Raw genomic sequence first — 14,282 nt, 5'->3', positions numbered from 1 at the left:
TATCAACTATTTCAAGAAGATTTTATTCCGATCATGGGCCTAAAAGGCAGCCGGGAAAAATCCCGGCTGCAAGAGAGAAGAGAGAGGCCGCTATCAGGCGGCTGCAATGTCCAGTTTCAGTAGCAATAATTAGTTATCCCATATTTATAATCAAATAAAGTTAATTATTAGTTTTGGCTAAAAATAGAAGTTGAAAATTAATATGTCAAGTGTTTTTTTAACCTAAAAATTTTCCAAAAGCTATTGATCGGACTCATTCCTAAGAGCCTGTTTGATAATTATAAAAATAATAGCATTTATAATCAGTTGGTTATGTGATTTTATTTGATTAAAACCCACAAAGTGGGCGAAACGATGATCATGGCCGAATATTGCGCCAGTTATCAAAATTGCACGTTCTATGGGCTGTTGACAATTTCCTTTTTGAAACATAGAATAAATAGATGTATCGAATTGGAGATTATCGAGTCATCTGTGAAATTCAGGATACCGTTGTAAAAATCGTTGTGGTCCGGATCGGTCATTGTCGAGATGTCTATAAATTCTGATTCCCTTCTCGGTCATCTTTTGAGTCAAAGGACGCTGCATCACTGATGGATAAAGACATACAACCTGAAGCCATTGACTGGCACACCCTGGAACCGGACAGGGTCTTTACCGCCCTGCACAGCAGCGAGGCCGGGCTCACCGCCGATGAGGTGACGGAGCGGCTGCGCATTCACGGTCCCAACCTGATACGCAAGACAAAGCAGGACGGCATTCTTCGGCTTCTGTGGCGTCAGATCAATAATTCCCTGATATGGGTCCTGCTCGCCTCCGGCACCCTGGCGATCTTGCTCGGTAAAATGACCGACGGTCTGGTGGTGCTTTCGGTGGTGCTGATTAACGCCGTTATCGGCTTCGTCCAGGAATTTAAGGCCGGACAGGCCATCGAAGCCCTTTCCGGGATGGTTCCGCAGAATGCCATCGCTATCCGGGAAGGGAAAAATACCACCATTCCCGCCTCTGAACTGGTGCCCGGCGATGTGGTGCTCCTGGCGGCAGGCGATAGCGTAGCCGCGGATATGCGTCTAATCAGCATCAACAATCTGCAGGTGGAAGAGGCAGCCCTGACCGGCGAATCAGTGCCGGTTGAAAAAAACACCGCTTCGGTCAGCAGGGATGCCGTGATCGGCGACCGGACCTGTATGGTCTACAGCGGCACCCTGGTCACAACGGGTACGGCGACAGCCGTGGTTACGGCCACCGGCATGGGCACGGAGCTGGGCCGTATTTCTGATATGCTCGAAAGCACCGTTGACCTGGAAACACCGCTCACCAAAAAACTGGATGAGGTCAGTACCTATATTACCATTGGGATTTCCGTCATTTCCGTGGTGATCCTGGCGATTGGCGTGAAACGGGCCCTGGATATCGCCATCCCGCTGGGTACAGCCCTGAAAGAAACCCTTATTTTTGCCATAGCGCTGGCGGTCGGGGCCATCCCCGAGGGCTTGCCTGCAGTGGTGACCATCGCCCTGGCCATCGGGGTGCAGCGAATGGCACGCCGAAACGCCATCATCCGCAAACTGCCCGCCGTGGAAACCCTGGGCAGCACCACCGTAATCTGTTCCGACAAAACCGGCACACTGACCAGTAACGAAATGACCGTAACCGAACTGCGGACCTTGCAGACCCGTTGCCGGATCAATGGCAGCGATGACGATCCTCTGGGCAGCTTCACCATCGAGGACCGGAAAGTAGCTCAGCTGCCCGAAGACATAGAGGATCTGCTGATCAAGGCGACCCTGTGCAACGATGCCACCCTGCATCAGGAAGCAAGCGGGTGGCACATCACCGGCGACCCGACCGAATCCGCCCTCCTGGTTGCCGCCGCCAAGGCCGGTATATCTATTGAGAATGCCGACACGCGCTTTCCCCGGCTCGACAGCATACCGTTTTCATCGGAAAACCAGTATATGGCCACGCTGCACGGTGGTGCCGAAAAAACCATTATACTCAAGGGGGCGCCCGAGGTTATTGTGAGCCGCTGCCATACGGCAGGACAGACCACGGATGATCCGCAACAGATCATAGCGGAGATCAACCGCATGGGCAGCCAGGGCATGCGGGTGCTGGCCATAGCCGGCAAGCAGCGGGACCCGGGCGCACCCGATATGCTCTCACCGGATTCGGTGAAACAGGGGTTTACCTTTCTGGGCCTGATCGGTATGATTGATCCGCCGCGCATTGAGGCGGTCGAAGCCATCAAGGCCTGCCATCATGCCGGGATCAAGGTGAAGATGATCACCGGCGATCACCGCTCCACAGCCCTTGCCATCGGTAAGGCGCTCAACCTGGCAGTCAGCGACCAGGTCGTTACCGGGGCGGAATTGGCAACCATGGATGCAGCCATCCTGCAACAGACAGCGCTGACCACCAACATTTTTGCCCGGGTCGCCCCGGAACATAAGCTCCGTCTGGTGCGTGCCCTGCAAAAAGAACGGCATATTGTTGCCATGACCGGTGACGGCGTCAACGATGCGCCATCGCTCAAACAGGCCAATATCGGCGTGGCCATGGGCATTACCGGCACGGCGGTATCCAAGGAATCGGCGGATATTGTTCTGGCGGATGACAATTTTGCAAGTATCAGCGCGGCGGTGGAGGAAGGGAGACGGGTCTACGACAATCTGATCAAATCGCTGGCCTTTTTATTGCCCACCAATCTCGGCCTGGCGTTGATCCTGATTTACGGCATCATGTTCTTTCCCTTTGACCCGGTCAAAAAAGTGCTGTTGCTGCCCATGCTGCCGACCCAGTTGCTGTGGATCAATCTGGTTGCAGCGGTCGCCCTGGCTCTGCCCCTGGCCTTTGAGGTCAAGGAACCGGATATTATGCATCGGCCGCCTCGCAATCCGGACGCACCGCTGTTTAGCGGTTTTGTGGTTTTCCGGGTAGTAACGGTCTCCCTGCTGATGACCGCCGGCACGATTGTGCTCTTTACTATGAAATATCAACAGGAACTAGCCGCGAGCATTGCTGCACCACTGGTCCTGGCCAAGAGCCAGACCATGGCTGTGACCTTTGTCATTCTGTTCCAGATCTTCTACATGACCCACTGCCGATCACTCAAAGACAGTCTGCTGAAAATCGGATTTTTCAGTAATCCCACCGTATTCTGGGGAATTGGTGTGGTTCTTGCTTTGCAGGGGCTGTTCGTTTACCTGCCCTTGATGCAGCGGGTCTTCCACACAGCACCGCTGTCGTTCACTGAAATCGGGCTGACCCTTGCTGCGGCGTTCATTATTTTTCCAGCGGTCTCCCTTGAAAAATGGGTTCGCTCCCTGATGCGGTACTCGCTGAAAGACAGTGCCTGATGGCTGCGGTTATCTTTAAATTTATAGTATAGAAATTTCCATTCTCCAGCACCCAGCACCCAGCACCCAGCACCTAACAATCGCCCAAAGGGCGCTAAATTATCATGACCTTAAAAACTTGATAATCGAGTATCAGCCGACAGCGGCAATAATGCCGGCAAGCAGCAAGGGGACTTCGAACCAGAATTCATAAAAATCAGCGGAAATATCATTATCTTTCTTATACCGGAAGGTCAATATAAGCATAAAAGCCGGTATCAGGGCAAGACCACATACAACAGGCGACATCCAGACAGTTAAAAGAAAAGGAATAATAATTGTGGCCACAAGGGTGTAATGAACAAATTTAAGGCTTTTCTTTTTGCCCAGAAGAATGGGAAGGGTTTCCCGACCTGCAATCCTGTCACCCTGGACAGCCAGGATATCCATGAAGGCTGTCCTGGCAAACGATAACCCCGTGGCAAAAATAAAGGCGACCAGGGTCAGAGCCAGGTTTGCCTTAAGGCTGATCCCGGGCATCAAGCCTGTAACCATACCCCATGCCACTGCAATGAGAATGGTTTTTGATCCCGGCACATCCTTGAGCCGGTAAATTTTACGCCCGGAGGAAAAGGAGGGGAAAATGGTACGGGTATATGACATGCCTAACAGCATCATGATAAGCAGCACACCAAAGTACCCCCATCCCCTTGTCCATGCAAGGTAAAGCCCGATTGCACCGGACAGAAACGCCATCAACAAAAGCCATCCCTTGTTTTGCTTATAAAGGGCTGCCCGGTCCGGTTTGTTGTAGGTATCGGACCCGATGGTCATCATGTTGTTCATGATCTGCATGGACAAAATATAAAACATGGCAATAACCGCTGGTATGGCCGGGTTTTGTGCGCCGGAGATCATGGCTGCTCCCAGGGTCAGACAAGCGGCCCCTGCGGCCAGAATCATGTTGGTTTTCATCAACACATCCATTACGTCCCTAATCTTTCCTTGCCCGGGCTGTTTTTCCCTGAATGCCTGTTGCACCTTGCTGCAGGTGTCATTGATAATCCAGTTAGGGGTGGAGGCCCCTGCGGTAATGGCAATGGATTGTGCATGGGAAATGGATTCATAGTCGATTTCCGAGGCCTGTTCAATGTGCATGGATGGTTTACCGGTTTCCGCAGCCACCTGGGCCAGGCGCTTTGTATTTCCGGAAAATTTTCCGCCCACAACAATGACGGCGTCATGGGTACCGGCCATCTCCCTGACTTCATCCTGCCGCTTTTCCGTGGAATCACAGATGGTGTTAAAAATTTCGTAATGAGGGACATTTTTGCGGCACCAGGCCTGGATATCCGCAAAAATTTTGGTATTCTGCGTGGTCTGGGCGACCACAACCGCCTTTTCAAACCTGGGAAGCGCCTTAAGCTCATCCAGACTGATGACGGTATGCCCTTTATCCCGGGCATAGCCTAAAAGGCCGATCACCTCGGGATGCTTTTCATCGCCAAGGATAATGGTGTCATAGCCTTTTTTTGAATATTTGTCGATGATCACCTGCACCCTGACCACCCGGGGGCAAGTGGCGTTAAGCACGGTGAATCCGGCATCCGCCAGGGCCTTTTCATCCTGGGGCGGCACCCCGTGGGCCCGAATGAGTACAATGCCCTTTCCGGATTCAGGTATCGTATCCATCCGAAAAATCCGTTTGTTTTCCAGCATCTCCAGAACCTGGGGATTATGAATTAAAGGGCCGTACGTATAAATGGGTTCCTTGGCCTTATTGGATGCATCCAGCACCATGTCCACGGCCCGGCGGACACCCATACAGAACCCGGCTGTTTTAGCAATTGAAATTTTCATGAAATTCTACTCAGCAACTCTACAAGACGGTTAAATTCAGTCCCGGATGAGAATTTGATCTCAATTCTTCCACGGCCCCCATTTTTCTTGATGGAGACCGGAGAGTTGATCCGGGAGGATATCTGGGACGAGGTCTCTTCCAGAAACTGTTTTTCGTCCGCAGTAATTTTTTTTTCGATGTTCCGGGGCTGTTTTTTAGCCTGATTGACCAAACGTTCGGTTTCCCGCACCGACAGTTGTTTTTCCACCACCTGCTTGAACAAATAAAGCTGATTTTCAACAGCACCGGCCCCCAACAGTGCCCGGGCATGTCCCATGCTGATCTTTTCGACAATCAGACCCTCTTTGATCTCTTCGGGCAGGCTGCGCAAACGCAGCAGATTGGCAATAGTGGACCGGTTCTTGCCGATTTTCTCAGCCACCTTTTCCTGGGTATATCCAAATTCGTCAATAAGCCGAAAATAGGCTTCCGCCTCTTCAAGCACATTGAGATTTTCCCTTTGGATATTTTCGATAATCGAAACTTCAAGGACCTGCTCATCAGCAAGATCTATAATAATAACTGGAACTTGAGTGAGTCCAGCGGCCTTTGCGGCCCGTAGACGCCGCTCTCCGGCAATCAGCTCATACGCACCATCCATTTTCCTGGCCAACAGGGGCTGCAGCACCCCCTGTTCAGCAATGGACCGGGTAAGCCGTCCCAGTTCTTCTTCACTGAACCGGGTTCTCGGCTGGTAACGATTCGGATTTAATTGATCAATATTACAAAAGAAAAAATCCGAATTGACTTCAGGTTCTTCCATATCGGGAATAAGCGCTGATATTCCCCGGCCCAGACCGGTGCTTTTCCGCTTCTTGTTTATCATCGTTTTAATAGTTCCCTGGCAAAGGCCATAAATAATGAAATCAACATTGGCCGGCACCAGGGTCAACCCCTGCAGCATGGTGGGTAAAAGCATATCTTCAATGCCGGTTTCTCCAATCAACCCATCATACAAAGAGGCTTCAAGGTCGGGTTTGTTCACCCCGAGCCCCGTTGTTGCATTGGCCTGGGAGTCACAATCCACAAGCAGCACTTTTTTTTTCAGTTTGGCAAGGGAGGCAGCCAGATTGACTGCTGTGGTGGTTTTACCAACCCCGCCCTTCTGATTGGCAATACTGATAATCTGAGTCATAATTTAAATTTTCTTATCATAATTGTGGTGTATAGGCAAACATATAGCCATTCGACAGGCTGTTACTCGATGATCGAGTGTTACAGAATGCTAATTTTAAACAAGCTCTAACGGATACGACAGAATCACGAACCATGGTTGTTATCCCCTTATTCCAAAATCCATGTCAACAAAAAAAATTGCTGGTCTCAAACGGTTTATTTGACATTTTTAAAACCTTGGCTACTATTGGCGGTATTATGTCAATTTCAGATCAAATCAAAGCACTCATTCCCAAGGCCATGTGCCGGGACCGGTATATTTTGGCCCGCGCCTTGCGCAGCAGGCGCAAACCCGGTCAGGGGCCGGGCAAAAATCATTTAAAAAATGTTTTAGCAAAAGCCCGGGCTTCGGCTGACACCAGGCAGCAGCGCATGGACAACCGCCCCCAAAACATCCGCTTTGACCCGGATTTGCCCATCAATGCCGAAAAAAATAAAATCATTCAGGCCATCCAGGATCATCCCGTGGTGATCATTTCAGGTGAAACCGGATCCGGTAAAACCACCCAGATTCCTAAATTATGCCTGGAAGCGGGCCGTGGAATATCGGGCATGATCGGCTGCACCCAGCCCCGGCGCATTGCCGCCATGACCGTGGCCAAACGCATTGCCTTTGAACTCAACGAATCCTTGGGGCAATCCGTGGGATATAAAATCCGGTTTGATGACCACACACCCGACAAAGCCTATATCAAGCTGATGACCGACGGTATTCTGCTGGCGGAAACCCAGCAGGATCGCTTTTTAAACCAGTATGACACCCTGATTGTGGATGAAGCCCATGAGCGCAGTCTTAATATTGATTTTGTTCTAGGCATCCTGCGCGGCCTTGTCAAAAAGCGTCGTGATCTCAAATTGATCATTACCAGTGCCACCATCGACACGGAAAAATTTTCCAAAGCCTTTGACAATGCCCCGGTGATTGAGGTGTCCGGCCGGATGTATCCGGTGGAGCTGATCTATGCACCCATTGAAGAGAATGGTAATACCGGAGACAGCAACGCCGGCACCCCGGATGACCCGGGATATGTGGAGGCCGCCGCCCGACAGACCGCTGATCTGTTAATGCGCACCCACACCGGCGACATCCTGATATTCATGCCCACAGAGCAGGATATCGGAGAGACCATGGAAATACTTAACGGGAAAAATCTTTCCGGGGTCACGATACTGCCGCTGTTTGCCCGGCTGTCTGCCGGAGAACAAGCCCGAGTATTTGCTCCGGGCCCCGGCAGAAACGTCGTAATCTCCACCAATGTCGCGGAAACATCGTTGACCATCCCCGGCATCAAATATGTGGTGGACACCGGCCTTGCCCGTATCCCCGCCTATTCGCCAAGAACCCGGACCACGGCACTGCCGGTCAGCCCCGTGTCCCAGTCCAGTGCCAACCAGCGCATGGGCCGCTGCGGCCGTGTGGAAAACGGCGTATGCATCCGGCTTTATGATGAAGATGATTTCAATGGCCGCCCTTTCTTTACAACCCCTGAAATTTTGCGCTCCAATCTGGCTGAAGTGATTTTACGCATGATTGCCCTGCAGCTTGGCGATGTCTCCAGCTTCCCCTTTATTGATCCGCCGGCGCCCAAAAGCATCAAGGACGGGTTTGACACACTGTTGGAACTGAACGCCATTGAGGCCAATAAAAACAAAGCCGGCAAAAAACAACAGGGCAAAAAATACAGGCTCACCCCTTCGGGCCGCTTAATGGCCAGGCTGCCCATGGACCCCAAGCTCTCCCGCATCCTGCTCAACGCCGGAGATACGGGTGTGCTTCAAGAAGCGGTCGTCATCACCACAGCCCTGACCGTGTCCGACATCCGTCAACGGCCGGCAGACAAGGCCCAGGCCGCAGACCAGAAACATGCCCAGTTCAAAGACCCGGCATCAGACTTCATCACCCTGCTCAACATCTGGAATGCCTGCATCGACGCCGGAAAGCGGCTGAAATCACGCTCAGCCCTGCGCAAATGGTGCATTGAAAATTTTCTCTCCTTCAAACGACTGCGGGAGTGGCAGGATATCCATGGCCAGATTACCCGGATGATCAAAGAACACGGCATTGAACAGGCCGGCCCGTCACCGGCAGTTCAGGAGAACACAGACCCTGAGGCCGGTCGGTTTGAACATGGCGGGCCCTTATATGCCGCCATCCACAAGGCCCTTCTCCACGGATATCTGGCCGGCATTGCCCAGAAAAAGGAGAAAAACCTTTTCACGGCGGCCAAGGGCAGACAAGCTGTCATTTTTCCGGGCTCCGGCCTGTTCAATAAGGCCGGCAACTGGATTGTGGCGGCCGAATATGTCAAGACCAGCCAACTTTTTGCCCGGTGTGTGGGCAATATTGACCCGGCCTGGATCGAAGAGATCGGCCAAAGCCTTTGCACCCGCACCTACAGTGATCCCCACTGGGAAAAGAAACGCGGGGAGGTGGTGGCATCCGAACAGGTCTCTTTGTTCGGCCTTATCCTTGCAAGCGGCAGATCCGTGGCCTACGGAAAGATCAATCCTGAAGAGTCCGGGGAATTGTTCATCCGCCATGCATTGGTCCAGGGGGAGATCTTCCAGGAGTTCGGGTTCATGAGCCACAACAAAAATCTCATGGAAGAGATCGCAACCCTGGAGGACAAAACCCGCCAGCGGGACATCCTGGCTTCGGAGGATGACATCTATTTGTTCTACCAGTCCCGGCTGCCCAAACCCTTTTACAACATCCGCACCTTTGCCAAATTCATCAAAGATAAAAAAGAGGATACCTATCTGCGCATGACCCGCGAGGACCTGCAGAAAACCGATGTGGACGAAGCGGTTCTGGCCCGGTTCCCCGACACCCTTGCCACGGACCAGGGGGAATTTGCCCTGGATTACAAATTCAACCCCGGGGCAAAGACGGACGGGGTGACCCTCAAAGTGCCAAGCCAGGATGCGGCACTTATCCGCCCCCACCAGGTAGACACTCTGGTACCGGGGTTGCTCAGGGAAAAAATAGCCGCCCTGATCAAAGCCCTGCCCAAAACCTATCGGGTAAAGCTGATGCCCATCCAGCAGCGCGCTGAGTTTATTGCAGACCACCTGCCCGACTCGGATGCGCCTTTATATTCAAAGCTGTCCGCTGTCATCCGCAAGCATTTCGATCTTGTGATCCCCGCCTCGGCCTGGTCGGATGAGGATCTTGCGGATCACTTGAAAATGCGGATATCCATCCGGGACCACAAAGACAGGGAGATCAAATCCTTAAGGGACTTGTCAAAACTCGGGGCTTTTGCCGGCCGGCACCCTGCCGAAAAAACCAATGCCTTTGAACAGGCAAAAAAGGCCTTTGAAAAAACAGGTCTCCGGGAATGGAATTTTTCCGATATCGAACCGGAAATCCTGTTGGACGAAAACAATGACGCCCGACGTAAAGCCTTTCCCGGTCTTTGTTGCGAGCAAGACAGCCATGGGGTGACATTAACCTTGTTTAAAACAAGGGAAGCGGCTTTGGAAAATCACGTCAAAGGGGTGGGTCGCCTGTTTGAAATCATGTTCCCCGATGATATCAAAGCATTGAAAAAAGATATAAACAGGACCGAGGGCTTAGGCCGGATCGCACCCTGTTTCAATGACCGGCCCACCTTTGCCGGCATGGCTTACAATGCCATGGCAAAGGCGTTTTTTCAAAAAGAGATCTTTACCCAAAAAGCGTTTGACGCCCATGTGCAGACGATTCGTCCCAAGCTCTATCTCCTTGGGCGCAAAGCCATGCAAGACATTCTGGCCGTGGGCCGGGAATATGCCGCCTGTTTTGACCTGCTGCAACGCTTAAGTCTTGCATCCAAAGACCGACCGGTGATTTTCAAAGAATTAACAGCAATATTCAATGAACTGAAAAGCCTGTGTCCGGCCAATTTTCTGGAACTCTACGATTTAAACCGGATTGCCTTGCTGCCTAAAAATCTGGAATGCCTGTCCATCCGTGCCAGGCGCTGGGTGGACAACCCGACCAAAGAGGCACAGAAAAAAGCGCTTGTTGCACCCTATGAACGAAAGCTTGCCCATCTGATATCAAGCCTGGACCCGGGCTCGTCAAAGGAAAAATCCAAGGCCGTGGAAGCATTTTTCTGGATGCTGGAGGAGTATAAAATTTCCGTATATGCCCAGGAGCTGAAAACCCGGTTCAAAATTTCAGCCAAACGCCTGGATAAGGCGTTGCTGGATGTCTCCACCATGGTATGAAATAATTGGTGAATAATTGGGGTCAGAGTAAAATTAAATACTCTGACCCCAATTATTTTGGGGTTTCATCCAGCACTTTTCGAACCATTCCGGCCATATCAGATTTAACGATAGGTTTCATAAGAAACCCATTCACACCGATCTTTTCAGCTCTTTCCTTATTGATCCGTTCACTGAAACCCGTACAGATAATGATAGGCATTCCCGGCGTAATCTTTCTTATTTCATAAGCCAACTGATCGCCTGTCATATTCGGCATAGACATATCAGTAAGAATCAAATCAAATGCGTCCGGTGACTTTTTAAAAGAATTCAGTGCCTCTTGACTGCCGATTGAGATGGTTACCTTGTACCCCAGTCGTTTAAGCATTTGGCCTTCTAATTTTGCGATTGGAACTTCATCATCCACAACGAGAATTCTTTCCGTTCCTGATGGCGCGACGTTCTGTAAATCATCTGTCAAAAGATTATATTCTGATTTCATCAGTGGAATACATACTTCAAAAGAAGATCCTTTATCCGACTTACTGGTAACAAAAATTTCTCCACCATATTCCTTAACAATGCCGTGAACGACTGCAAGACCCAGACCGGTTCCCTTACCTTGTGCTTTGGTTGTGAAATAGGGTTCAAATATCATTTCCAGGGTCTCGGAATCTATTCCACATCCATTGTCGGATACGGACAATGCGGCATAACGACCAGGTTCTATCTGTTTTTTTTCAATCGAATGCGTCTTAAATTCTTTTTCTTTTAACCGGATATCAATTTTACCATTCCCAGGGTCAACAGCATGATAAGCGTTTGTGATAAGATTCATTGCAATCTGATGCAGCTGTGTAGGGTCTGCCATGACCATGCCGCAATCCTGTTGTATATCCCACGTGATTTCAATATTTGCAGGAATTGTGGGACGAATAAGTTTGGACACCTCCTTGAGTACCTTTTGAATCCTTGTTGGTATCGGCTTTTGATCGGACTGACGGCTGAATGCCAGGATTTGTTTCACAAGTTCGCTGCCTCTTTTACCTGCTTTATATATTTCTTGCGCCTTCTCTCTTTCAATGCTTTCGGGAGGGAGATCCTCAAGAAGTAACTCTGACATACCAACAATTGGAAAGAGGATATTATTAAAATCATGGGCGATGCCGCCGGCAAGATTCCCTATGGATTCAATCTTTTGCGTTTGACGCATGTGTGATTCAAATTTTTTGCGTTCTGTAAGATCGCGAACAATGGAAACCCAGCCGGTTCTTTGACCGGTCTCATCATTTAGCTCCAAAACGGTATGTTCTGTGGGAAAAATCCGACCATCCTTGCGTTTCATTGAAAATTCGAAATCCTTTAAATACCCTTGTGTCTTAACCGCATGAAATAAAGCATCCTGAAATTCGGCTAAATATTTTTCATTAACATGCAGCATATCAGCCGGCTGTCCCAGGATTTCATCTTTTGTGTAGCCAAAAAGCGTTGAAACCGCTTTGTTCATTTCAATTATGCGTGCCGGTTTTTCCGGACCTAAAATAAAAATCGCATCGAGCTGGCTGTTAAAAACTTTTTGAAACCGTTCTTTGGCATCATGAACCTGTTTTTCTGCTTCAATCCTGTCAGTTACTTCAAATAGCGTAAAAACCAGTCCGTCAACCAGTCCGGATTCAGTTTTTGTCGGGATCAAACTCCAATCCCAGTATGTTACACCTCGCTCCGGCTGGTCGGGAAATTCAAATGGTTTCGCAGCCACAGAATACTCTTTTCCTGTTTTTACAACCGTTTCAAAAATGATTTGATTCTCTTGATGTGGATACAGATCAAAATGATTTTTCCCTGGAAAAAAAGAGGGTAGCCGTTTACAAGCATCCGCATAGGCCTGATTGACCCAGAGAAAGTTAAATTCAGAATCCAGGAAAGCAGCCATCATATGTGTGTGTTGAAGAATCGCAGACAGAAGTTGGTTTTTTTCATTTAACTGGCTTTGACTTTGAATAATCAGTTCTTCAGCCGTCTTTTGCTCTGTAATATCTTGGATGACACCAATGACTTTTAAAGGCGCCCCGGCATCGTTTCCAACCAATTCGGCAATCGATTTTACAATTCGCCGTTCAGGGCCGGATACAGGATGAATTTCAAATTCAAGGTCATAGGGTTTGTCATTTTCGATTAAATCAATCAGTGCCTGATGGACCCGCTCACGCTCCGGGATACAATGTTCTATTTCATCCGTTAAAAATTTTTCACTCTCAGGATCGAAACCATATATGCGTTTGGCTTCTTCTGATCCCCAGAATATTTCATTGCCGATATCATATTCCCAATTGCCTACCTGTCCCATTTCCTGGGCTTTTTTGTAGCGCTGTTCGTTTTGAACCAAAAGAGCTTTGTTTTTTTCACGCACCTCGATCATTTGATTGGCTGCCTCAACAAGGGGCTCAAATTCAACAAGGTTTAACTGATCTGATTTTATTTTAATGGATTGATTTGCCGCCACTTTAAAAAATCGGGTAAAGACGTCAAAATTATTTTTTAATCGGTTGGAAATAAGTTTTGCGATGGGATAAATAAATATAACGATCAAAAATAAAGTCAAAAGAATTCCTACGAATTCTTTTATCATACCGTCAAAAAGGAGCTCTTTTTTCTGGGCCAGCTGACTTTCAATTTCATCGAGATAAGCACCGGCGCCCACCATCCATTGCCAATCATGAACCCCTTTTATAAAGGATATCTTGGGTGAAAGCATATTGGTTGTTGGTTTTTCCCATACGTATCTGATGAAATCACCTGCGGGTGTCTCTGCGGCTCTGCGCTCCGCCTGTATTACCTTGACACCGTTTGGATCGGTCATATCCCAAATGTTTTTACCAATGATATCCGGCTGTGTGGCGTTCATCAGCGTTACGCCGTCAAAACCGACAACAAAAATATAACCGTCTTTGCCAAATCTTATCTTAGATATTCTGGTCAATATTTCTTTTTTTATATCTGATTCAACATCGTCTAAATACTCACCGGTGCCGATAAACCAATCCATGGGTTCAAAGTATTTAATATAAGCAATTTTTGGAAAGTCTTTTCCTTTCCCACCAGGTTTTGTCCAATTATATCGATAATAGCCCTCCTTTTTATTTTTTGCGATTTTAATCATATCCTGAATGACAAATTTACCTTGTGTATCCGTCATCCCGATCAGGTTTTTACCTTCAAGCTCAGGGCGGTCTGCAAAAAGCTGCTCGATACCTGTCAAATCAGTGGCAAAATAGTATCCCCGCCCATGATTGAAGCGTACCGGACGTAACGCATCTTTGATCATCTTTTCAATGTCGGTACGGGTTTTTATATCGCGATTTTCATTGTAAATATTTGAAGCGATCGCAATGGCCTCATTCGTTCGGTTTTTCATGTTTCTTTCTAAACGTTCTTCAGTCAAAGACTTCATGTATTCTATATATTCAATAACTTTCTCAACTTCATTCTTTATTAATGCCTTTTGCTCATCTATATAAATCGTCCTGCTTTCATCGGCCTCCACTCTGAAATTTTGATATTCTTTTATAATCATCACAACACTTGAAATTGTGATTGAAATAAAAGCAACTGAAATCATACCGATGAGGTACATATTTTTGATACTTTTTGATCGTTTCATAATTGAATCC

6 protein-coding genes are annotated in these 14,282 nt (G+C 48.7%); 3 read left to right on the top strand and 3 right to left on the bottom strand.

Annotated elements, in window-relative coordinates; translation table 11 throughout:
- Window positions 1-443 precede the first annotated feature (443 nt).
- Together HXW94_RS20310 and HXW94_RS06585 are read left to right on the top strand one after the other, a co-directional pair.
- A complete protein-coding gene (locus tag HXW94_RS20310) occupies window positions 444-548 on the top strand; it encodes a type II toxin-antitoxin system RelE family toxin (protein ID WP_178366102.1) in 105 nt (34 codons plus the stop codon).
- Between the two features lie 45 nt (window positions 549-593).
- The gene (locus HXW94_RS06585; protein WP_178366101.1) at window positions 594-3,359 is read left to right on the top strand and encodes a cation-translocating P-type ATPase; all 2,766 of its coding nucleotides are present in this window, start codon (window positions 594-596) and stop codon (window positions 3,357-3,359) included.
- Between the two features lie 132 nt (window positions 3,360-3,491).
- Here HXW94_RS06585 and ispH read toward each other — a convergent pair whose 3' ends face one another.
- Together ispH and HXW94_RS06575 are read right to left on the bottom strand one after the other, a co-directional pair.
- Window positions 3,492-5,198, bottom strand: coding sequence for a 4-hydroxy-3-methylbut-2-enyl diphosphate reductase (gene ispH, locus HXW94_RS06580; protein ID WP_178366100.1), 1,707 nt, complete (start codon window positions 5,196-5,198; stop codon window positions 3,492-3,494).
- Window positions 5,195-6,373 carry a ParB/RepB/Spo0J family partition protein gene (locus HXW94_RS06575; protein ID WP_178366099.1) on the bottom strand — a complete coding sequence of 393 codons (1,179 nt, stop codon included), beginning with the start codon at window positions 6,371-6,373 and terminating at the stop codon, window positions 5,195-5,197. The genes ispH and HXW94_RS06575 overlap by 4 nt, the downstream gene beginning before the upstream one ends.
- A gap of 239 nt (window positions 6,374-6,612) precedes the next feature.
- Here HXW94_RS06575 and hrpA point away from each other — a divergent pair, with 239 nt between their 5' ends.
- The gene (hrpA, locus tag HXW94_RS06570) at window positions 6,613-10,629 is read left to right on the top strand and encodes an ATP-dependent RNA helicase HrpA (protein ID WP_178366098.1); all 4,017 of its coding nucleotides are present in this window, start codon (window positions 6,613-6,615) and stop codon (window positions 10,627-10,629) included.
- Window positions 10,630-10,681: 52 nt separating this feature from the next.
- Here hrpA and HXW94_RS06565 read toward each other — a convergent pair whose 3' ends face one another.
- Window positions 10,682-14,272 carry a cache domain-containing protein gene (locus tag HXW94_RS06565; protein WP_178366097.1) on the bottom strand — a complete coding sequence of 1,197 codons (3,591 nt, stop codon included), beginning with the start codon at window positions 14,270-14,272 and terminating at the stop codon, window positions 10,682-10,684.
- Window positions 14,273-14,282 lie beyond the last annotated feature (10 nt).

The organism is Desulfobacter latus (genome assembly GCF_013389365.1).
Lineage (GTDB): Bacteria > Desulfobacterota > Desulfobacteria > Desulfobacterales > Desulfobacteraceae > Desulfobacter > Desulfobacter latus.
The sequence above is the reverse complement of the archived record's forward strand: the minus strand, read 5'-3'. Positions and strand labels throughout refer to the sequence as shown.